At 73.5% G+C, this 21,616-nt stretch carries 14 protein-coding genes; 7 read left to right on the forward strand and 7 right to left on the reverse strand.

From position 1 onward, the window contains the following. Positions 1-131: 131 nt before the first annotated feature. From ABZ495_RS34885 to ABZ495_RS34900, 4 genes are all read right to left on the reverse strand, one after another. Positions 132-1,322, reverse strand: coding sequence for an acyl-CoA dehydrogenase family protein (locus ABZ495_RS34885; protein WP_329487752.1), 1,191 nt, complete (start codon positions 1,320-1,322; stop codon positions 132-134). A 179-nt stretch (positions 1,323-1,501) separates the two neighbouring features. Further along, positions 1,502-2,488 carry a hydroxymethylglutaryl-CoA lyase gene (locus ABZ495_RS34890; RefSeq protein ID WP_359805051.1) on the reverse strand — a complete coding sequence of 329 codons (987 nt, stop codon included), beginning with the start codon at positions 2,486-2,488 and terminating at the stop codon, positions 1,502-1,504. After that, a complete protein-coding gene (locus ABZ495_RS34895) occupies positions 2,485-4,872 on the reverse strand; it encodes a biotin carboxylase N-terminal domain-containing protein (RefSeq protein WP_359839916.1) in 2,388 nt (795 codons plus the stop codon). The genes ABZ495_RS34890 and ABZ495_RS34895 overlap by 4 nt, the downstream gene beginning before the upstream one ends. 293 nt (positions 4,873-5,165) lie before the next feature. After that, positions 5,166-6,899, reverse strand: a complete 1,734-nt coding sequence (locus ABZ495_RS34900) for a carboxyl transferase domain-containing protein (RefSeq protein ID WP_359839918.1) — start codon at positions 6,897-6,899, stop codon at positions 5,166-5,168. Positions 6,900-7,032: 133 nt separating this feature from the next. Between ABZ495_RS34900 and ABZ495_RS34905 the strand changes: the two genes are divergently transcribed. Then, entirely contained in the window at positions 7,033-7,689 is a 657-nt protein-coding gene (locus tag ABZ495_RS34905; RefSeq protein ID WP_352294963.1) for a TetR/AcrR family transcriptional regulator, read from the forward strand. A gap of 602 nt (positions 7,690-8,291) precedes the next feature. Next, positions 8,292-12,194, forward strand: coding sequence for an ABC transporter ATP-binding protein (locus tag ABZ495_RS34910; protein ID WP_359839931.1), 3,903 nt, complete (start codon positions 8,292-8,294; stop codon positions 12,192-12,194). A gap of 48 nt (positions 12,195-12,242) precedes the next feature. On the opposite strand, the gene ABZ495_RS34915 is transcribed toward ABZ495_RS34910, so the two are convergent. Next, positions 12,243-13,262, reverse strand: coding sequence for an ATP-grasp domain-containing protein (locus ABZ495_RS34915; protein ID WP_359839920.1), 1,020 nt, complete (start codon positions 13,260-13,262; stop codon positions 12,243-12,245). Between the two features lie 189 nt (positions 13,263-13,451). Here ABZ495_RS34915 and ABZ495_RS34920 point away from each other — a divergent pair, with 189 nt between their 5' ends. After that, positions 13,452-13,982, forward strand: a complete 531-nt coding sequence (locus ABZ495_RS34920; RefSeq protein ID WP_359839922.1) for an NUDIX domain-containing protein — start codon at positions 13,452-13,454, stop codon at positions 13,980-13,982. Positions 13,983-14,064: 82 nt separating this feature from the next. Here the strand turns inward: ABZ495_RS34920 and ABZ495_RS34925 are convergent, their stop codons facing one another. Together ABZ495_RS34925 and ABZ495_RS34930 are read right to left on the reverse strand one after the other, a co-directional pair. Beyond that, positions 14,065-15,150 (reverse strand): hypothetical protein, encoded by a 1,086-nt coding sequence (locus ABZ495_RS34925; protein WP_359839923.1) that lies wholly within the window; start codon positions 15,148-15,150, stop codon positions 14,065-14,067. 340 nt (positions 15,151-15,490) lie between these two features. After that, a complete protein-coding gene (locus ABZ495_RS34930; RefSeq protein ID WP_359805065.1) occupies positions 15,491-16,591 on the reverse strand; it encodes an iron-siderophore ABC transporter substrate-binding protein in 1,101 nt (366 codons plus the stop codon). A gap of 441 nt (positions 16,592-17,032) precedes the next feature. Here ABZ495_RS34930 and ABZ495_RS34935 point away from each other — a divergent pair, with 441 nt between their 5' ends. From ABZ495_RS34935 to ABZ495_RS34950, 4 genes are all read left to right on the forward strand, one after another. Next, the gene (locus ABZ495_RS34935; protein WP_359839933.1) at positions 17,033-18,490 is read left to right on the forward strand and encodes an APC family permease; all 1,458 of its coding nucleotides are present in this window, start codon (positions 17,033-17,035) and stop codon (positions 18,488-18,490) included. A 175-nt stretch (positions 18,491-18,665) separates the two neighbouring features. Next, on the forward strand, positions 18,666-19,775 hold the full coding sequence (gene trpS, locus ABZ495_RS34940; RefSeq protein WP_359839925.1) for a tryptophan--tRNA ligase: 1,110 nt from the start codon (positions 18,666-18,668) through the stop codon (positions 19,773-19,775). Between the two features lie 98 nt (positions 19,776-19,873). Further along, on the forward strand, positions 19,874-20,830 hold the full coding sequence (locus ABZ495_RS34945) for an LD-carboxypeptidase (RefSeq protein WP_359839927.1): 957 nt from the start codon (positions 19,874-19,876) through the stop codon (positions 20,828-20,830). Positions 20,831-20,863: 33 nt separating this feature from the next. Beyond that, entirely contained in the window at positions 20,864-21,538 is a 675-nt protein-coding gene (locus tag ABZ495_RS34950; protein WP_359839929.1) for a nucleoside/nucleotide kinase family protein, read from the forward strand. The last annotated feature ends 78 nt before the right edge of the window (positions 21,539-21,616 follow it).

Raw genomic sequence — 21,616 nt, forward strand, 5'->3', positions numbered from 1 at the left:
GGCGGGGGGCCGCGCTGACACTCATGAATCTCGGGTCTCTGGGGGGCGTCTCTCGGCCTGCCGGTGCACCGGCAGGCCGAGAGACGGGGAGCCGAGGGCGCCGGCGGCGCCCCGGAGCTGGTGCGGGTGCCTCAGGAGGTGACGCCGAGCTCACGGGCGATGAGCATGCGCTGCACCTCCGAAGTGCCCTCCCCGATCTCCAGGATCTTGGAGTCACGCCAGAAGCGCGCGACCGGGAATTCGTTCATGAAGCCGTACCCGCCGTGGATCTGGGTCGCCTCACGGGCGTTGTCGACGGCGGCCTCGGACGAGTACAGCTTGGCGATCGCGGCCTCCTTCTTGAACGGTTCTCCGTGCAGCAGCCGGGATGCGGCGTCCCGCCAGGCCAGGCGGGAGGTGTGGGCGCGCATCTCCATGTCGGCGAGCTTGAACTGGATGGCCTGGTTGGCGCCGATAGGACGGCCGAAGGCCCGGCGCTGGCCGGCGTAGAGGACTGACTGGTCGACGCACCCCTGGGCCAGGCCGGTGGCCAGGGCTGCGATCGCGATGCGGCCCTCGTCGAGGATCCGCAGGAACTGGGCGTAGCCGCGGCCGCGCTCGCCCAGCAGGTTGGCCGCGGGAACGCGGCAGTCGGTAAAGGACAATTCGCGGGTGTCGGATGCGTTCCACCCGACCTTCGAGTACTTCTTGGACACCTGGAACCCCGGGGTTCCGGTGGGCACGATGATGGAAGAGATTTCCCGCCGTGGCGAGGGGAATTCGCCCTCTTCACTCGAACGAGCGATCGGTTCGGTGAGCGCGGTGACGGTGACCAGGCCGGTGATCTCGGTACCGGAGTTGGTGATGAAGCACTTGGTGCCGTTGATGACCCACTCGTCGGTGGCCTCGTCGTAGCGCGCCGTGGTGCGGGTCGCGCCGGCATCGGAGCCGCCCTCGGGCTCGGTCAGGCCGAACGCCCCGAGCAGCTCGCCGGAGGTCAGCCGCGGCAGCCACTCGCGCTTCTGCTCCTCCGTCCCGAAGCGGTAGATCGGCATCGCGCCGAGCGAGACCGCGGCCTCCAGGGTGATCGCCACCGAGGAGTCGACCCGGGCGAGCTCCTCCAGGACCAGGCAGAGCGCGAAGTAGTCGCCGCCCATGCCCCCGTACTCCTCGGAGAACGGCAGGCCGAAGAGGCCCATCCGCCCCATCTCACGGACGATCTCGTAGGGGAACTCGCCCTGCTCGTAGAACTCGCCGATCTTCGGCGCGACCACGTCCTGGGCGAACTCGGCGACGGTGCGCCGCAGCTCCTCGTACTCGCTGTTCAGCCGGTGATCGAGCATGGTGATCCTCCTGAGGCCCGGCCGGGGTGGCCGCGGGCGTGATCGGGGTGACCGCATGTCGGTCCGATGATGTGACGGACATGCGGGCTGTCGAGCGGGTCGGGTGGTACGGAGAGACCCGGCCGGACCGGGTCGCGGCCGACGCGGGTCCTCGCGGGGTCTCGAAGCGTGCGGGGCGGTCAGTCCCGGCCGTCGCCGAGCAGCGCCTGGACGGTGCGCGACGGGCTCGGCCGGCCGAGTCGCCGCGCCATCCAGCCACTGGTGGAGACGAGGGCGCGGAGGTCGACGCCGGTCCGGATGCCGAGGCCGTGCAGCATCCAGACCAGGTCCTCGGTGGCCAGGTTGCCGGTGGCGCTCTTGGCGTACGGGCAGCCGCCCAGGCCGCCGGCCGAGGCGTCGACCGTGGTCACGCCACCGCGCAGGGCGGCCAGGGTGTTGCTGAGCGCCTGGCCGTAGGTGTCGTGGAAGTGCACCGCGAGCCTGTCGACCGGGACTCCGGCCCGGCCGAAGCCGTCCAGCAGCGCGGTGACCTGGCCCGGGGTGGCGACGCCGATGGTGTCGCCGAGGCTCAGTTCGGTGCAGCCCATCTCCAGCAGCCGCACGCCGAAGCGGATCACCTGCTCGGCCGGGACCGGGCCCTCCCACGGGTCGCCGAAGCACATCGAGAGGTAGCCGCGCACGCGGACGCCGGCGCCGGTGGCGCGTTCCACCACCGGGCGGAACATCGCCATCGCCTCGTCCGCCGAGCGGTTGAGGTTGCGGCGGGCGAAGGTCTCGGTGGCGCTGGCGAACACCGCGATGTCGGTGGCGTGGTGGGCGAGCGCGCGGTCCAGCCCGCGCTCGTTGGGCACCAGGACCGGCAGTCGCAGCCCGGGGTGGCGGGCGGGCAACCCGGCCAGCCGGGGTGCCAGTTCCTCGGCGTCGGCGAGCTGGGGCACCCACTTCGGGTGGACGAAGCTGGTGGCCTCCACCGTGCGCAGGCCCGCGCCGGCGAGCCGGGCGATGAACTCGGCCTTGACCTCCACGGGGACGAGGGCGCTCTCGTTCTGCAGGCCGTCGCGCGGCCCGACCTCGTGGATCCGGACCTCCTCGGGCAGGCCCGCGTCGCGGACCTCGGCGGGCAGGCCCAGGTCGAGCGCGTCGGGCTCGGGCGCGGCGGCGGTCATGACCGCACCTCGGCGGCGACCGCACCGAGCGCCGGGCCGTCCGCGGGCGATCCGGCGGAGGCCGGTCCGCCCTTCCCCGGTTCCTCCCCGCCCGGTCCGTCCTCGGCCGGGGTGACCACGACCAGCAGCTCCTCCATCGCCACCGTGGCTCCCGCGGTGGCCCGCAGCTCGCTCACGGTGCCGTCGTGCGGGGCGGCGATCACGTGTTCCATCTTCATGGCCTCCAGGACGAGCAGCGGTTGGCCCTTGCGGACCAGCTCGCCGGCCGTGGTCTTCACGACGGTGACCGTGCCGGGCATCGGGGCGGTGAGGGCGCCGTGGTGGGCCGCGCCGGCGGTGGTGCTCTCGCCGACCGGGTCGTAGCCGTGCACCGGCCAGGCGTCGCCGTCGATCCCGAGCCAGGTCACCGGGCCGGTGGCCGTGCCCGGGGCGCCGTCGGCGGCCAGGGCGAACGTCGTCTGGAGCCCGTCGGCGGTGAGGTGCAGCCGGTCGCCCGACCGGACGGCCCGGGCCCGGTGGACCGGTCCGGGGCCGAGCCGGATGTCCACCTCCCGGGTGACGCCGGGGGGAATGTCAGTGGCCTCGGCTACGTTGCCGACAGTGATCGCACGGATGCGCACCGACACCGGGTCCTGGCCGGGGGTACGGAGTCGATGGGTGGTCCAGGCCGCTTGGCCGCCGATGCGCCAGCCGGAGGGAAGGGAGAAGGGGTCGGTCCAGCCGTCGCCGTCGGCGGTGGGAGTGAGGCTCAGGTGCCGCGCGAGCGCGGCCGCGTAGTAGAGGAGGTGGGCGGGCGTCGGAGCCTCGGTGGGCCGGGGGTCGGTGCCCCCGGCGGCTTCGTCGGAGTGGCCGGGGTCTGCGTCGGCGGTGCCGGTGTCGGCGGTCGGAGCGGTGGAGGCCGCGTTGGCAGGAGCGTAGGGCGAGGCGAGCAGTGCGGGCTGCTGCTGCGCCGTCTGCTCCACCAGCCCGGTGTCGAGGCGGCCGGCGACGACATCGGGGTGGGCGAGCAGTCGCCGCAGGAAGCCCGTGTTGGTGGTCACGCCCAGGATCCGGGTGTCGGCCAGCGCGGCGCGGAGCCGGCGAAGCGCGGTCGGGCGGTCGGGCCCGTACGCGATGACCTTGGCGAGCATGGGGTCGTAGGAGCTGGTGATCTCGGTGCCCGGGGCGACACCCGAGTCCACCCTGATGCCTTCGCCTTGCGGCTCGTCGAGGACGAGGATGCGTCCACCGGTGGGGAGGAAGTCCCGCTCCGGGTCCTCCGCACAGATCCGGGCCTCGATGGCGTGGCCCAGGAAGGAGATGTCCGGCTGGGTGAAGGTGAGGCGCTCGCCCGAGGCGATCCGCAGCTGCCACTCGACCAGGTCCAGTCGTCGCTGCTGGGTGCCGCCCGTTCCGGCGGAGCCGTCGGTGGTGCCGCCGACGGCGACGGCGAGTTCGGTGACGGGGTGTTCGACCTGGAGGCGGGTGTTCATCTCCATGAAGAAGAAGTCCCGTACCCCCTCGGTGGGGACGGGGGAGTCCGGGTCGAGGCCGGGGACGATGAACTCCACGGTGCCGGCCCCGGTGTAGCCGCAGGACTCCGCGGCGCGGACGGCGGCTGCGCCCATCGCGGCGCGGGTCTCGGCATTGAGCAGAACGGAGGGTGCTTCTTCGATCAACTTCTGGTGGCGGCGCTGCAGGCTGCACTCGCGCTCGCCGAGGTGGACGGTGGTGCCGTGGGCGTCGGCGAGCACCTGGACCTCGATGTGGCGCGGCCGGTCGACCCACCGCTCCAGCAGCAGGGTGTCGTCGCCGAAGGCGGTGCGGGCGACCCGCCGGGCGGCGGCGATCTCGGTCGGCAGCTCGGCCCGGTCCCGCACCAGGCGCATGCCCTTGCCGCCGCCCCCGGCGGACGGCTTGAGCAGCACGGGGAAGCCGATCTCGTCGGCGGCCGCGACGAGTTCCCCGTCGGTGGGCGCGGTGGCCTCGCTGCCCGGGACCACCGGTACGCCGGCGGCCCGTACGGCCTCCTTGGCGTTGATCTTGTCACCCATCAGCTCGACCGCAGCGGGAGGAGGACCGATGAAGACCAGGCCCGCGTCGGCGCAGGCGCGCGCGAAGGAGGAGTTCTCGGCGAGGAAGCCGTAGCCGGGGTGAACGGCCTGGGCTCCGGTGCGGCGGGCCGCGGCGAGGATCTGGTCGGTCCGCAGGTACGTCTCGGTGGCCGAGCTGTCACTGCGGTCGGCCGGTCCGAGCCGTACCGCGACATCGGCCTCGCGGACGTGCGGCGCGTCGGCGTCCGCATCGCTGAAGACGGCGACGGAGCGCACGCCGAGCCGCCGCAGGGTGCGGATCACCCGGACGGCGATCTCGCCACGGTTGGCGACCAGAACTGTGTCGAACATGGGAGGCGATCCTCCGGGTCGAGGGGAGCCGTGCGAAGGAGGTGGTGGGAGGCGGCAGCAGCAGCGACGCGTCGTGCGCGGCCGGGCGGGCCGCCGTCGGGCCGGGCCCGGCCCGGTCGGCACGCCCGGTGCGGCACGCGGGCCGACGAACGGGCCGACGAGCGGGCCGACGAGCGGTCCGACGAGCGGGTCGAGCGGTCCGGCGGCTCGGGTCTGGCGGGTGTGCCGGGCCCGGGAGGGCCGCTCGTCCGGAGGAGGCTCCGTGGTGACGCGCGGCCCTGCCCGGGCGGCCGTCACATCCGGAAGACGCCGTACGGGCCGGGCGGCGGGAGCGGGGCGTTGGCGCAGGCGGTGAGGGCGAGTCCGAGGACGGTGCGGGTGTCCATCGGGTCGATCACTCCGTCGTCCCAGAGCCGTGCGGTGGCGTAGTAGGCGTTCCCCTGGCGGTCGTACTGCTCGCGGACGGGGCGCTTGAACTCCTCCTCCGCCTCGGTGGGCCAGGACTCGCCGTGGGCTTCGAGCTGGTCTCGCCGGACGGTGGCCAGCACCGAGGCGGCCTGCTCGCCGCCCATCACGGAGATCTTCGCGCCCGGCCACATCCACAGGAAGCGGGGCGAGTAGGCCCGGCCGCACATCGAGTAGTTGCCGGCCCCGTACGAGCCGCCGATCACCACCGTCAGCTTCGGGACGCGGGTGGAGGCGACGGCGTTCACCATCTTGGCGCCGTGCTTGGCGATTCCGCCCGCCTCGTACTTCCGCCCGACCATGAAGCCGGTGATGTTCTGGAGGAAGAGGAGGGGGATGCCCCGCTGGTCGCACAACTCGATGAAGTGGGCACCCTTGAGGGCGGACTCCGCGAAGAGCACACCGTTGTTGGCGACGATGCCGACGGGGTGGCCGTGGATCCGGGCGAACCCCGTCACCAGGGTCGCGCCGTACTCGGCCTTGAACTCGGCGAACCGGCTGCCGTCGACCAGCCGCGCGATCACCTCGCGGACGTCGTACGGCGTCCGGGGGTCGACCGGGACGGCTCCGTACAGACCCGCCGGGTCGACGGTGGGCGGCTCGGCCGGGGCCAGCGGCCACGGCCTGGCCGCGCGCGGGCCCAGCCCGGCGACGATGGTGCGCACGATGGAGAGGGCGTGGGCGTCGTCCTCGGCCAGGTGGTCCGTCACGCCGGAGGTGCGGGAGTGGAGGTCGCCGCCGCCGAGCTCCTCGGCGGTCACCACCTCGCCGGTGGCGGCCTTCACCAGCGGCGGTCCGCCGAGGAAGATGGTGCCCTGGTTGCGGACGATGACGGCCTGGTCGCTCATCGCCGGCACGTACGCGCCGCCCGCCGTGCAGGAGCCGAGCACGGCGGCGATCTGCGGGATCCCGGCGGCGGAGAGGCGGGCCTGGTTGTAGAAGATCCGGCCGAAGTGGTCGCGGTCCGGGAAGACCTCGTCCTGCATCGGCAGGAAGGCGCCGCCGGAGTCCACCAGGTAGACGCAGGGGAGCCGGTTCTCCAGCGCGACCTCCTGGGCGCGCAGGTGCTTCTTCACCGTCATCGGGTAGTAGGTGCCGCCCTTGACGGTGGCGTCGTTGGCGACGACGACCACCTCGCGCCCGGCGACCCGGCCGATGCCCGCGATCATGCCGGCCGCCGGAGCGGCTCCGTCGTACATCCCGTCGGCCGCCAGCGGCGCCAGCTCGAGGAACGGCGAGGCCGGGTCGAGCAGCGTGTCCACCCGGTCGCGGGGGAGCAGTTTGCCGCGGGCGGTGTGGCGCGCCCGGGCCTTGGCCCCGCCGCCGAGTGCGGCCGCGGCGAGCTTCTCGCGCAGCTCGCCGACCAGCGCACGATGGGCCTCGGTGTTGGCCCGGTAGGCCTCCGAGCCCGGGTCGGCGGCGGTGCCGAGCCGGGGGGCGGGCGCGGCGGCGCCCGGTGGAACGGCTCCGGCGGCCGCGCCGTTCGTCGCGCCGCCCGCCGTGGTTCCGGCCGCTGCGCCGCCGTGAACGCCGGTGGGTGCACCGGCGGTGGAGATGACCATTCCAAGAGCTCCCTTGCTCTCGGCACCAGGTGGGCAGCAGAGCCCGGGTGTGCCTGCGACCCCCACGTTAATGAGCGTTAACTCGTGCCGCCCAGGTTAACGGGCGATAACCCGACTGTCTACGATGGGCAGCATGCCGAACGTCCCAGGCGCCTCCGCGCTCCCACGCCGTGACCAGATCCGCAGGGAGGCCGCGCGGCTGTTCGCCGCCCGGGGCTTCCTGGGCGTGGGTGTCGACGAGATCGGCAAAGCCGTCGGCATCAGCGGGCCGGGGCTCTACCGGCACTTCGCCGGCAAGGACGCGATGCTCGCTGATCTCCTGATCGGCATCAGTGAGCGCCTCCTGGAGGAGGGCCGCCGCCGGGCGGGTGGCGGCGACGGCGGTGCCGAAGCGCTGGACGCCCTGATCAGGGGGCACGTCGACTTCGCGCTGGACGACCGCGACCTGATCACCCTGCACGACCGCGAGCTGCTGAACCTCAAGGACGAGGACCGCCGGACGGTCCGCCGGCTCCAGCGCGGCTACGTCGAACTGTGGGTGGACGTGGTCCGCCGGGCCCATCCGTCGCTGGCCGTGCCCGATGCCGAGCCGGTGGCGCGGGCCGCGGTGCACGCCGTCTTCGGGCTGATCAACTCGACTCCGCACAGCCTCGGCCCGAGTCCCGCCCAGGAGGACCGCGGCGCGCAGGAGGACCGCGTCGCCCTCCAGCGCGACAGCATGGCCGCCCTGCTGCACAGCCTGGCGCACGGCGCCTTCTCGGCAGCCGCCGGCACGGCCGCGCGCAGCTGAAGCGAGCGGTGCGGGCGGCCGGGCCGGCCGGGGGCGGCCGGGAGGACCGCCCGGTCGTGCGCCGTCGCACCGAACGGTCCGACGGCAAGCGGTCGACGGCAAGCGCTCGACGGGGCCGGGCCGGGTCCGGCTGACCACCCGCCGGACGACCGGGGTCGGGCGTACGGCCTAGGCCCAAAGGACGGCGCCGGGCTGCGTCGGTGGCCGGTGGGCGTTCGGCGCGATCTCGTTCACCCTGGAGGGTGACGGCCGAGGCGCGCGCCCCGGCCGGGAATCACCGCAGGCCGCAGGCTGTTGGTTCCTCAGCCGGGCCGGTTCACCCGGCCTGCCCTGGCCTGAAAGTCCATGGCGGCCACCGGACGAAATGGTTAGCATCCCTAAATATGCCTGAGACTCATGGATCTACGGTGGAGCTTTCCCCGAGCGGCACCCGGACCGGCCCGCGAGGCACGAAGGGGCGGCGGGGCGGAACCGGCCTGCCCGGCGGCAAGCACGGCGGGCAGGCCGCGGGCGGTGCCCGGCCGGACGGCGCCGGGCCCCCGGCCGACGGCGGCGGGAGCCCGGGCGAGGGTTCGGCCGCCGGCGGGACCGGCACGGGCTGGCTGCGCCGGCTGATCGGCTACTGCTGGCGCTCGCGGCGCAGCGTGCTGCTCGCCTTCGGCGCCTCGATCGTCGGGATGGCCGTCACGGCGCTGGTGCCGCTGGTCACCAAGTTGATCATCGACGACGTCATCACCGCGCACACCCGCTCGCTGGCGCCGTGGGCCGTGGTGCTGCTGGCGGCGGCCGCCCTGGTGTTCGCCTGCACCCAGGTCCGCCGCTACTACGGGGGCCAGCTCGCCCTCGACGTCCAGCACGACCTGCGCAGCGACCTCTTCCGTTCGCTCGGCCGGCTCGATGGCCACCGGCAGGACCGCCTCGACACCGGCCAGGTGGTCGGCCGGGCCACCTCCGACCTCCAGCTGATCAACGGCCTGCTCTCGATGCTGCCGATGATGACCGGCTACCTGCTGATGTTCGTCATGTCGCTGGCCGTGATGCTCTGGCTGTCGCCGCCGCTCACCCTGATCGCGCTGGTCATGGGCCCGGCGCTGTGGTGGGTCTCGGTCCTGAGTCGCAAGCGGCTGTTCCCCGCCACCTGGGCGGCCCAGCAGGAGGCGGCCGCCGTCGCGGGTGTGGTCGACGAGTCGGTCGGCGGCGTCCGGGTGGTCAAGGGCTTCGGCCAGGAGTCCCAGGAGCTGGACAAGCTGGCGGCGGCCTCGCACAACCTGTTCGCGGCCCGGCTCCGGTCGATCCGGCTCAACAGCCGCTACAACCCGGCGATGCAGGCGATCCCGGCGCTCGCCCAGGTCGCGGTGCTGGCCTTCGGCGGCTGGCTGGCGGTCGAGGGCCAGGTCACCCTCGGCACCTTCGTCGCCTTCTCCACCTACGTCGCGCAGATGACCGGTCCGGTCCGGATGCTGACCATGGTCATCACCGTCGGCCAGCAGGCCCGGGCCGGTGTGGAGCGGGTGCTGCAGCTGATCGACGAGCGGCCGCTGGTGCAGGAGCGCCCGGACGCCGTCACCCTCGACTTCACCCGCGCCGACGGCCTCCACCCGGTCCACGACGGCGCCGGACCGCCGCCGGCCGCCGCCGACGACCGCTTCGGGCGGCCCGTCGGCCCCCGGACCGCCGAGGTGGCGCTGGAGTTCGACCAGGTCGAGTTCCGCTACGACCCCGAGCACCCCGCCCCCGTCCTGCACGGGCTCACCCTGAAGCTCGCCCCCGGCGAGACGCTGGCCCTGGTCGGCGCGTCCGGCTCGGGCAAGTCGACGGTGGCGCAGCTGGTTCCCCGGTTCTACGACCCGGCGGGCGGCGCGGTCCGGCTCTACGGCCACGACCTGCGCGACCTCACCCTCGACTCGGTGCGGTCGGCCGTCGGCATCGTTCCCGAGGAGAGCTTCCTGTTCTCCGAGACCGTCCGCACCAACATCGCGTACGGGCGGCCGGACGCCACCGACGAGCAGGTCGTGGCGGCCGCCCGGGCCGCGCAGGCGGACGAGTTCGTCCGGGAGCTGCCCGACGGGTACGCGACCAAGGTCGGTGAGCAGGGCCTGACCCTCTCCGGCGGCCAGCGCCAGCGCATAGCCCTGGCCCGGGCGATCCTCACCGACCCGCGGATCCTGCTGCTCGACGACGCCACCTCGGCGGTCGACCCGCAGATCGAGGCGGAGATCCACGACGCCCTGCGGTCGGTGATGGCCGGCCGCACCACACTGCTGATCGCGCACCGCCGGTCGACCCTCCAGCTGGCCGACCGGATCGCGGTCCTGGACCACGGCCGCCTGCTGGACATCGGTACGCACGAGGAACTCGACGCCCGATGTCCCCAGTACCGCGTCCTGATCTCCGACCCCGAGGCCGGCCGGACCAAGCCCCCGACCGCCACCGCCACCGGGGCCGTCACCGCCGCCGGTGCCGGTGCCGTCACTGCCGCGACCGCTACTGCCGCCACCGGGTCCGGCGGGACACCCGCCGAGACCGACAGCGAGACCGAGTCCGAGCCCCGGACGGGCGCCCCCGCACAGCCGCCCGCCGTCGCCCCGCCGACGCCCGCCCTGGCGACGCCCGCGCTGGCCAAGGCGGCCCGCACCGCGGACCCCGCCCTCCTCGACAAGGTCGCCGCCCTCCCGCCGGCCACCGACACCCCGGCGGTCGCCCGGGCCGAGGCCGAGGCCGGCGACCCGGACTTCAGCCTCCGCCGCCTGCTGCGCCCGTTCCGCCGCCCGCTCGCCCTCGCGCTGCTCCTGGTCACCCTGGACGCGGGCGCCGGGCTGGTGCTGCCGATCCTGATCCGGCACGGCATCGACGACGGCGTGAGCAAGGGCCTGATGTCGGGCGTCGCCGCCGCCTCGCTGGTGGCGCTGGTGATCGTGCTGTTGGACTGGCTGGTGCAGAGCGCCGAGAGCCGGGTCAGCGGCCGCACCGGCGAGCGGGTGCTCTACACCCTCCGGCTCAAGATCTTCGCGCACCTCAACCGGCTCGGCCTGGACTACTACGAGCGCGAGCTGTCCGGCCGGATCATGACCCGGATGACCACCGACCTGGACTCGCTGACCTCCTTCCTGCAGACCGGGGTGGTCACGGCGGTGGTCAGCCTGCTGACCTTCCTCGGCATCTTCGCCGCCCTGCTGATCATCGACGCGGGCCTGGCCCTGGTGGTCTTCGCCGTGCTGCCGCTGCTGGTGGTGGCGACGCTGGTGTTCCGCAAGAAGTCCAAGACGCAGTACGAGATCTCCCGCGACCTGATCAGCACGGTCAACGCCGACCTCCAGGAGAACGTCGCGGGCATGCGGATCGTCCAGGCCTTCCGTCGGCTGGACGCCAACACCGACCGCTTCGTCGCCCGGGGGATGGCCTACCGCGAGGCCCGGGTGCGGGCGCAGCTCTACATCTCGCTGTACTTCCCGTTCGTGCAGTTCCTCTCCAGCGTCGCCGCCGCACTGGTACTGATCGTGGGGGCCTCGCGGGTCGACGCCGGGACGCTGACGGTCGGCGCCCTGGTGGCGTACCTGCTCTACATCGACCTCTTCTTCGCACCGGTCAACCAGCTCTCGCAGGTGTTCGACGGCTACCAGCAGGCCGCCGTCGGCCTGGGCCGCACGCGTGAGCTGCTGCGGACCCCGACCACCACCGCCGAGGCCGCCGATCCGGTGCCGGTGACGGCGGCGCTGCGCGGCGAGATCGAGTTCGTGGGCGTCGGCTTCGCCTACAACGGCGGCGCCGACGGGGCCCGGGAGGTGCTCACCGGAGTGGATCTCCGGATACCCGCCGGCCAGACGGTGGCGCTGGTCGGTGAGACGGGCGCCGGCAAGTCGACCCTGGTCAAGCTGGTCGCCCGGTTCTACGACGCGACCTCCGGCACCGTCCGGGTGGACGGCGTCGACCTGACCAGGTACGACCTCGCGCAGTACCGCCACCGGCTCGGCGTCGTGCCACAGGAGGCCTACCTGTTCGCGGGCACGGTGCGCGAGGCGATCGCGTACGGCCGGCCCTCGGCCACGGCGGCCGAGGTGGAGGCGGCGGCCCGGGCGGTCGGTGCGCACGACATGATCCGCCACCTGTCCGACGGGTACGACCACGAGGTCACCGGCCGTGGGCGGAACCTCTCGGCGGGGCAGCGCCAGCTGATCGCGCTGGCCCGGGCCGAACTGGTCGACCCGGACATCCTGCTCCTGGACGAGGCCACCGCCGCGCTCGACCTGGCCACCGAGGCGGCGGTCAACCACGCGGCGGACCGGCTCAGCGGCGGCCGCACCACGCTGGTCATCGCCCACCGCCTCACCACCGCGGAACGCGCCGACCGGGTCGTCGTCCTGGACCACGGCAGGGTGGTCGAGGACGGCACGCACACCGAACTGCTCGCGCGGGGAGGCGTGTACACGCGGCTCTGGCAGGCGTTCATCGCCGACAAGCACCACCCGGTGCCCGACGAGGCGGCGGGCCAGGTCCTCGGCCGCTGAGCCTCCCGGTCCCGCAGTCCGCCGCCCGGCCCTCGCGCCGAACCGGCGTCAGGCCGCGATCAGCGAGGTGAGCAGCGCGGAGGCGTCGATCCCGCGCGGCAGGTCGCTGACCTGACCGTCACCCACCTCCACCACCCGCCAGCCGGAGCCGTCGGCCCGGCTGGCGAGGTCGGTGGTGACGAAGCGGCAGCCGAGGGCACGGACCAGCGGCCGGACGTCGGTGAGGTCCGGTTCGGCCGACTGGCCGGGCGTGTCCGGATGGGGCCCGACCAGCACGGGTTCGCCGTCCAGCCACCAGACCCGGGCCTCCACCGCCCGCTCGTCCCCGCCCCGGCGGGCCCCGGAGGCACCGTCGCTCGCGCCTTCCCCCGGTTCGTCCGGTCCGTCCCCATTCCCGCCGTCCCCGTTCCCGCCGCTCTCGTTCCCGCCGCTCCCGTTCCGCCCGCTCCCGGCGCCCCCGGCCCGTCGGAACTCCTCGTACCGGCGCAGCACCACGCCGCCGGTGAGGTACTCGCCCTGCAACTCGACGAAGCGCGCCACCACCCGCCCGACGGCGGCCAGGTCGGCCATGTCGGGGACGTAGCAGGCCTCGTGCCACTCGTGCTTCCGGGACTTCACGTAGTCCTTGACGATCGCCGGACCGCGCCCGCCGAGCCGCTCGACGGCGGCGGCGAGTTCCGCCGGCTCCGGCCGGGCCGCCGTCCGCACCGGAATCCAGACGCTCGGCGGCGTCGCCCCCTCGAACACGCTGTACCAGCCGGGCAGTTCGTGCGCCGAGGCGTACCCGGCCGCGCTGGTCAGCAGATGGGCGCCGCGCCCGGCCAGCGCCCGGGCGAAGGCCGCGTAGTCGGCCGACGGAACCATCCAACCCCGGTACCAGAGCGGGCCGCAGTCCCGCGGTACCTGACGGACCGCCTCCTCCGCGTTCCCCGCGAGCAGTGCGTCGTGGTCGACGAGGTACAGCTCACCACCCAGGCCCCGCAGGACACGGGCCTCCCAGGCGAAGTGCGGATCGGGCCGGTGCGGGTTGAGCGGGTCGGCCGGGAAGAGGAGCGCGGGTGCGGGCATGGGCGTCAGGCTACGTCCACCGGCCGTTTCCGGCGGTGCCAACACCCCTTCTCCGCCGGGGCGATGCCGTTCCCGCGGCCCACGGTCCGCTCGACGCCGCACCGCCCACAGTCCGCTCGACGCCGCCCGCCCATCGACCCGCCCGCGATCCGTTCGACGCAATCGGGCCCGAACTGGGAAGGTGACCCGATGCGAAATCTGTGGCAACGCGCGAAGCGAACCCCGAGGCAGGCCGCCCGGACGGTGGTACTCGACGAGAACGGGTCGGTCTTCCTCCTCCGCTCGGACAACAGCGAGGTCGGCGTCCACTGGACCATGCCCGGCGGCGGCATCGAGAAGGACGAGACGCCGTGGACCGGCGCCCGTCGTGAGCTCTGGGAGGAGACCGGCTGGACCGATCTCGAACCCGGTCCGTTGCTCTGCACCTGGGAACACGACTTCACCTGGCACGGCATACCCGTCCGCCAGCACGAGCACATCTACCTGACCAGCGGGCCGCACCGGGAGCCGGTGGGCGACCTCAGCGCGATGCACGCCGCCGACCGGATCCTCGACTGGCGCTGGTGGACGGCCGACGACCTCATCGACGAAGACGCCGACGCGGTCTGGCCCCCTCGGCTCGCGGAGCTGCTGGCCGAGGTCCGGGAGGGCTGGCTGGCCGACCGCCGCGAGCCGGTGCCCGTCGAGTTCGGCTACGTCCCGAACGCGCCGAGGGTCTGACGCGCCCGACGCCTCGGCGTCGTGGACGAGGCGGCGCCCCTGGTGGCCGGCCCGGCGGCTCCCGACGGCCCGTCCCCCGCAGCTACGAGGGCTGGCGCTGCCCGCCGGGTCGGCCCGCCCGCCCGGCGGGACCGACCTGCCAGCCGTGCAGGTCGAGCTCCCGGTCGTGCAGCGCGCCGGGGTTGATCAGCACCGAGAGCTGCGCGGAAGCCAGCTGGTCGAGGGCGAGGCCGGTGGCGGACAGCAGTTGGTCGGTCGACACCGAGACGGCGATGGCGGGTCGCCAGCCCGGCAGGATCACCAGACTGGTGCCGCGGCCGATGCGCACGGGCTCGGCCGCCACCCGGACCGGCCGCCGTTCTTCGGGGCGGCCGACGGCCTCGGGGAGTTGGGGGGTGCCGCCGATCAGGATGCCCAGCGGCGTCTCGGCGCTCCCGCCGGGAGCGCCCCCGCCGGTGGCGTTCCCGTCGTTACCGTCCGCCTCCTCACCGGCGCCGGCCACCGGCCCCGCCGCCCCGGCGAGCGGGTCGGGGGTCGTCGGCGGCAGGAGGAGCGCAGGAGCGGCGGCCCCGGCGCCGGAAGCCTCCAGCGGCCGGTCCGGTCCGGGGGCCTCCGGGTGCATCCGGCGTAGCCGCCGGGAGGGGGAGGGCCGCTTGGACAGGACGGTCCGCAGCTCCGCCTGAGCGGCCCGGAGCACGGGGACGCTGCGTTCCTCCGTCGGCTCCGGCGCCCGGAGCCGTACGAACGCCTCCGGGCCGGTGGTGGACGCGGTCCGGGGCTCGTCCGTCGTTCCCGCTTCGGTGCCTCCGAGGGCTTCGGCGAGCAGCGCGCGGACCTCGGCGACCGGCCGACGACAGGCGGCGGCCAGCTCGGCGAGCGAGCGGCCCTGGCCGTGGGCGGTGCGCAGCCGGTCGGCCAGCCCCGCACGAAGCCGGGCGGCCGCCTGTCCGTTCGCGTCGACGGCACGCTCGGCGCCACCCGGGCCATCGCCGCCGACACCGCGTCTACCGGCGCCTTCACCAGGGCCTTCAGCAGCGCCGGTGCCGGAGTCCCGGACGTCCTCCCCGTCGGTCCCACCGCCCCGGGGCCGCGGCACGGACCCGTCGGAGGAGGCCCCGCCGGTACCGTGGTCGCCGGCCGGGGCCGCCATCGTGCAGCGCGAGTCCACGGCTGCGGTGCTCGCCCCGGTTCCCGGTATGTCCTTGGTGGCAGGCGCAGGGTGGGACCCGTGGGACGCGCAGGACACGATTCCGTCGGACGCACCGCCCCCAGGTACGCCGACCGCGAGCGCGCCGACGGAGGACGCGCCGGCGGTGGGTGGGCCGGACGGGGGCAGGTCGGCGGCGTTCTGATGGAGCGTGGTCATCGGCAGGTGCCCTTCGGGGTACGGTCCCGATGATCCTCCCGCACCCCGGGACCAGCTCCAAGCGCCTTACCGGCGGGTGTGTGCGAGGACACCGCCCTGGTCAGCTCCCCTCCCGCTGTGCCGCCCGCCGTGCGGCCCGGGCTCAGGTGCCCGGTGCGACGAACCCCTTGAGGTCGGCCAGCACGGCATTGGCCGCCAGGACGCCGAGCCCGAGGAACCAGGTCTCGTCCGAAACCGGCCGCGCCTGGCCGGACTTGGTCGCCGCGAGGGTCTTCCAGAGCGCGCCGCCGAGTACCGCGTCCTGGTTGGTGGAGCTGGGGCTGCCGTACACGCCGTAGAAGATCCAGTCGGCGTCGGCCTTGTCGATCTGCTCGGGGCTGATCTCGACCGCGAGTTCCTTGACCTGCTCGATCTTGGGCTGCGGCAGCGGCACGTCGGTGAGGATGGTGCCGATGAAGGAGAGCTCCGCGTAGAGCCGGGTCTTGCCGGGCATGAAGCGCAGCGGCGTGATGGTGGGCCGCTTGTCGCCCAGCCCGGCGCCGATCGCGGTGGCCGCGGCCTGGTACGCGTCGAGCTGGGCCTGGGCCTGCGCCTCCAGGCCGAACGGCGCGGCGTTGAGCTTGAAGTTCTGCTTCCAGGGGTAGCCCGGGCGCAGCGAGAAGACGGTCGGCGCGATCTTGGAAAGCTGCGCGTACTGGTCCTGCGCGCGCAGCTGGCTGCCGAGGATCAGGTCGGGCTTGAGCGCGGCGATAGCCTCCAGGTTGAGGCTGTTGATGGTGCCGACGGCGGCCGGGCTGCCGACCGCGTCCTTGAGGTAGGCCGGCATGCTCTTGGAACCGTCGGTGTAGACGACGCCGACCGGCTGGATGCCCAGGGCGACGACGTTGTCGAGCTCGCCGGTGTCCAGCACCACGACCCGGACCGGCTTGGCCGGGATGACGGTCTCGCCCATGGCGTGCTTGACGGTGCGCGGGTAGACGCCGGGGGCGGCGTCGGTGCCGAAGTCCTTCATCTTCTCGATCACGGCGGCGTAGTCGTCGCCGCCCTGCTTGACCGACTTCTGGTTCGGCGAGGAGCCGGACGAGGCCTGCGCCGACCCGCTCGCGGCTCCGCCGGAGCTGCCACAGGCGGTGAGCAGCCCGCCGAGGCCGAGGACGGCACCACCGGTGAGCCCGGCGGCGAGGAACCGCCGGCGGGACGGGGGGCGGCTGACGAGGGTCCGGTCGGCGGGGTGGGGGGCCACGCGACGCTCCTTCTCGATCGATCGATGTTAGGTGAGGCAAACCTATCCGACGGTTCGGGACCGGATCGATCGAGGGTTCGGGATGCGGGGAGAAAACGTCTCAACCCATGACACAAGGGATAAATCAAATCCCCCTCAGTCCTTGGAAACCAAGGTACATGAGTCCAACTGCCATGAATCCACCGCTCCGTCTGCATTTGGGACGAATGAATCGAAGCGAGTGGCTCAGATCACCAAGGGTTGGCCTACACAACCTTCGACGCCTCCACCTAGGGTGCGCAGGTGTTTGATCAGCAGCTCTCAGAGCACGGAAGCAGCGGACGGGCAACGGCGCCCGCCGCTCCGCAGGGCGCCCCGGACAGTGGCGCCAGTGGTGGAGTCCCCGACCGGGGGGCGGCGGGGGCAGCGGGGGACAAGGGCCTACGGGGGAACTCGGTAGGCCTGTTGAGCAGCGTGGTCCTGGGCCTCTCCACGGTCGCCCCGGTCTACTGCCTGACCGCGACGCTGGGCCCGACGGTCACGGCCGTCGGCGTGCAGATGCCCGCGGTGTTCCTGGCCGGCTTCCTGCCGATGCTGCTCGTCGCGTTCGCCTACAAGGAGCTGAACAAGGACTTCCCGGACTGCGGAACGTCCTTCAGCTGGACGGTCCGGGCCTTCGGCCCCCGGGTCGGCTGGATGGCGGGCTGGGGCCTGACGGTCGCGACCATCATCGTGCTCTCCAACCTGGCCGGGGTGGCGACCGACTTCCTCTACCTGATGCTCGGTGAGATGACCGGCAGCGGCGGGATCGCCGAACTGAACGACAACAAGGCCGTTCACCTGCTCACCGTGGTCGTGCTGATCGCCGCCGCCACCGCGATGAGCTACCGGGGGATGACGGCCACCAAGTGGTTCCAGTACAGCCTGGTCGGCCTCCAGCTGGCCGTCCTGGTGCTCTTCTCGGTCATCGCCATCGGCAAGGCCGCCGCCGGCGACCTGCCGCACTCGATCGGCTTCTCCGCCTCCTGGCTCGACCCGCTCCAGGTGAGCTCGTTCAGCGCGTTCACCGCCGGGCTGTCACTCTCGATCTTCATGTACTGGGGCTGGGACACCTGCCTCACCATGAACGAGGAGACCCTCGGCAGCGCCAAGACCCCGGGCCGGGCCGCGATGATCTCCATGGTCACCCTGGTGGGCTCGTACCTGCTGGTCGCGATCGCCGCCCAGATGTTCGCCGGCGTCGGCGCCACCGGTACCGGCCTCGGCAACCCGGATACCGCCGACAACGTCTTCTCCGCGCTGGCCCGGCCGGTGCTCGGCTCGCCGTGGAGCATCCTGCTCTTCCTGGCCGTCGTCGCCAGCGCCGCCGCCAGCCTGCAGACCACCTTCATCCCGGTGGCCCGCACCCTGCTCGCGATGAGCTCCTACCGGGCGGTGCCGCCGCGCTTCGGCACCGTGCACCCGCGCTTCCGCACCCCCGGCTACGCGACGGTCGCCGCCGGCGCCGCCACCGCGGCGTTCTACGTCGGAATGAGCCTGATCAGCGAGAACGTCGTCCAGGACACCATCCTGGCGCTCGGGCTGATGATCTGCTTCTACTACGCCCTGACCGCCTTCGCCTGCGTCTGGCACTTCCGCGCCTCGCTGCGGACCAGCCCGCGGAACCTCGTGCTGCGCGGCCTCGCACCCCTGCTCGGCGGGGTGCTGCTCGCGGGCGTCTTCCTGCAGACCCTCACCGACGCCTGGGACCCGGCGTACGGCAGCGGCGCCGTCCTCGGCATCGGCTCGGTGTTCGTCATCGGCGTCGGCATCCTGCTGCTCGGGGCGGTGCTGATGACCTGCTACGCCGCGTTCCGGCCCGAGTTCTTCCGCGGCGAGACCCTGCACGCGGGAACGCCCGCGCTGGTCGTGGAGGACTGACGCTATCCTCGAACGCATGAAGCGCTTCGCAGGTCTCGACTGGTGGCCGTCCTAGGACGGCCACCAGCCACGCCTGACCAGGGCCGTCCGGATGGACGGCCCTGTCGCGTTCTCCGACGGGACGGGCCCGGAACCCCGGACGGCCACCACCACCGCCGTTCCGAGGAGAGATCCGATGACCACCACCGTCCCCGCCACCACCTCCACCCATCCCGCCGTCGACCATCCGACCGTCGACCGGCCCGGCGCCGACCGGCCCGGCGCCGATCTGGACGAGCTGATCCGCCGGGACCCTGGCGCCCACCGTGTCCTGACAGGCGACCGCCCCACCGGCCCGCTCCACCTCGGCCACTACTTCGGCACCCTGCAGAACCGGGTCCGCCTCCAGCGCCTCGGCACCGAGATGTTCGTCGTGGTCGCCGACTACCAGGTCATCACCGACCGGGACGTCGCCGACCGCCTCGCCGAGCACACCGAGAACCTCGTCCTCGACTACCTGGCCGCCGGGCTCGACCCGGACCGCGCCACGATCTTCGCCCACAGCGCCGTGCCCGCCCTCAACCAGCTCCTGCTCCCCTTCCTCAGCCTGGTCAGCGTGGCGGAACTGGGCCGCAACCCCACCGTCAAGGACGAGATCGCCCACTCCGGCCAGTCCGTGGTGAACGGGCTGATGTTCACCTACCCCGTCCACCAGGCCGCTGACATCCTCTTCTGCAAGGCGAACGTCGTCCCGGTCGGCCAGGACCAGTTGCCCCACCTCGAAGTGGCCCGCACCGTCGCCCGCCGCTTCAACGAGCGCTACCCGCACCCGGACGGCACCGGTGTCTTCCCCCGTCCGGACGCCCTGCTGTCCGCCGCCCCCATGCTGCTCGGCACCGACGGCGCAAAGATGAGCAAGAGCCGCGGCAACGCCGTCGCGCTCTCCGCCACCGCCGACGCCACCGCCCGGCTGATCCGCGGCGCCAGGACCGACACCGACCGCCGGATCACCTATGACCCGGCCGCCCGGCCCGAGGTCTCCAGCCTGGTCCTGCTCGCGGCGCTCTGCCAGGACCGCGCACCGGAACTGGTCGCCGAGGAGATCGGTGACGGCGGCGCCGCCGCGCTGAAGCGCACGGTGACCGAGGCCGTCAACGAACGCTTCGGCCCGATGCGCGCCCGCCGCGAGGAACTCGCCGCCGACCGCGGATACGTCCGACAGGTCCTGCGGGACGGTGCCGAACGGGCCAACGCCGTCGCCGACGCCACCCTCGCCGAGGTCAGGGCGGTGATGGGATCGGTCTGAACCGAACGGGGCATACCACCTCCGGGCGGCTCCGGCCGGTCTGAGCACGCGTCACCCCTCCCCACAGCGCCACCCGCACCCCTGGAAGGATCCCGGCCATGGACCAGTACCCGACCACGCCCGGCCGCGGGCTGACCCGCCCGCCGCAGCTCCGTCCGGGGGACCACGTCGTCGTGGTCGCCCCCAGCAGCCCGATCGACCCCGAGCGGCTCACCGCCGGGTGCGCGATCCTGCGCTCCTGGGGGCTGCGGGTCACGGTCGCCCCGCACGTCCTCGACACCCACCCCACCCTCGGCCACCTGGCCGGCACCGACGCGGACCGGGCGGCGGACCTCCAGTCCGCCTGGCTCGACCCCACCGTCGACGCCGTCATCTGCGCCCGCGGCGGCTACGGCGTCCACCGCATGGTCGACCTGCTCGACTGGGACGCGATGCGCGCCGCCTCGCCCAAGGTGCTGGTCGGCTTCAGCGACGTCTCCTCCCTGCACGAGGCCTTCGCCCAGCGCCTCGGCGTGGTCACGCTGTACGGGCCGATGAGCTCCGGCGCCTCCTTCATCTCCGACGGACCGACGGCCGAGCACCTGCGGCGCACCCTCTTCGACCCCTCGGCCACGACGGTCCTCACCTCGGCCACCGCCTCGGCCCTCGTCCCCGGCCGGGCCCGCGGCATCACCGCCGGGGGCTGCGTACACGTCCTCACCGCCGAGCGCGGCACGCCCGCGGGCCGGCCGTCCTACGCCGACAGCATCCTGATCCTGGAGGACGTCAACGAGCATCCGTACCAGCTCGACCGCCTCTTCACCCAACTGCTGCGCTCCGGCGCCTTCGAGGGGGTCGCGGGGATCGCCCTCGGCTCCTGGGAGGGCTGCGGCCGCCCCGAGCGGGTCCGGGAGCTCATGCTCGACCGGCTCGGGCCGCTCGGCGTCCCCGTCCTGTGGGAGCTGGGCTTCGGCCACTGCCCCTCCACCCTCACCGTCCCGCTGGGCCTGCCCGCCCTGCTCGACGCCGACGCCGGGACCCTCACCCTGGAGACGCCCGCACTCGCCGCCCGCTGAGGCCGGCCGCGCCGGGATCAGTAGGGTGCGGCCATGAACGAGGACACCCTCATCACCCTCGCGCTCGGCCTCCTCCGGGGGCCGGGCAGCAATGCCCGCGCCATCCTCGGACTTGCCGGCCCGCCCGGCGCCGGCAAGTCCACCCTGGCCCGGTACCTGGTCGCCGAGGTCGAGCGCCGGGAGGGACCCGGGAGCGCCGCCTACCTCCCGCTCGACGGCTTCCACCTCTCCGCCGCCCAGCTGGACCGGCTCGGCCTGGCCCACCGCAAGGGCGCGCCGGCCACCTTCGACGCGCACGGCTACGTCGCCCTGCTGCGCCGGGTCGCGGCGGACCGGTTCCAGCCCATCTACGTCCCCGACTTCGACCGCCGCCTCGACGAACCCGTCGCCGCCCGCCATGTCGTGCCGCCGCAGGCCCGCCTCGTCGTCACCGAGGGCAACTACCTCGCCGCCGCCGAACACCCCTGGCCGGACGCCCGCCGACTCATGCGCGAGCTCTGGTACGTCGACGCCGACGACAGCCTCCGCGAGGAGCGCCTGGTCGAGCGCCACCGGGCCGGTGGCCGCGACGAGGCCACGGCCCGGCAGTGGGTCACCGGCAACGACCACCCGAACGGCGAGTACGTGAAGGCCGGCCGCTCGCTCTGCACGCGGACGGTGCCCGGCACCGGGTTGCCTCAGGCTCCGGACGGGCGTAGTGTTCTCTAGTCGCTCGGCTGGGAGCACCGGACACGTGTCTACGCGGACGGTCCCGGAGCGGCCAATCCCTTGAAACATCACTTCCCG

This window comes from Kitasatospora sp. NPDC005748, from assembly GCF_040630735.1.
Lineage (GTDB): Bacteria > Actinomycetota > Actinomycetes > Streptomycetales > Streptomycetaceae > Kitasatospora.

Coding starts and splice junctions, on each gene's coding strand:
- ABZ495_RS34905 (WP_352294963.1), top strand. CDS start 7,033: ATGCCGAACGTCCCAGGCGCCTCCGCGCTCCCACGCCGTGACCAGATC.
- ABZ495_RS34895 (WP_359839916.1), bottom strand. CDS start 4,872: ATGTTCGACACAGTTCTGGTCGCCAACCGTGGCGAGATCGCCGTCCGG.
- ABZ495_RS34915 (WP_359839920.1), bottom strand. CDS start 13,262: ATGCCCGCACCCGCGCTCCTCTTCCCGGCCGACCCGCTCAACCCGCAC.
- ABZ495_RS34920 (WP_359839922.1), top strand. CDS start 13,452: ATGCGAAATCTGTGGCAACGCGCGAAGCGAACCCCGAGGCAGGCCGCC.
- trpS (WP_359839925.1), top strand. CDS start 18,666: ATGACCACCACCGTCCCCGCCACCACCTCCACCCATCCCGCCGTCGAC.
- ABZ495_RS34950 (WP_359839929.1), top strand. CDS start 20,864: ATGAACGAGGACACCCTCATCACCCTCGCGCTCGGCCTCCTCCGGGGG.
- ABZ495_RS34900 (WP_359839918.1), bottom strand. CDS start 6,899: ATGGTCATCTCCACCGCCGGTGCACCCACCGGCGTTCACGGCGGCGCA.
- ABZ495_RS34885 (WP_329487752.1), bottom strand. CDS start 1,322: ATGCTCGATCACCGGCTGAACAGCGAGTACGAGGAGCTGCGGCGCACC.
- ABZ495_RS34945 (WP_359839927.1), top strand. CDS start 19,874: ATGGACCAGTACCCGACCACGCCCGGCCGCGGGCTGACCCGCCCGCCG.
- ABZ495_RS34890 (WP_359805051.1), bottom strand. CDS start 2,488: ATGACCGCCGCCGCGCCCGAGCCCGACGCGCTCGACCTGGGCCTGCCC.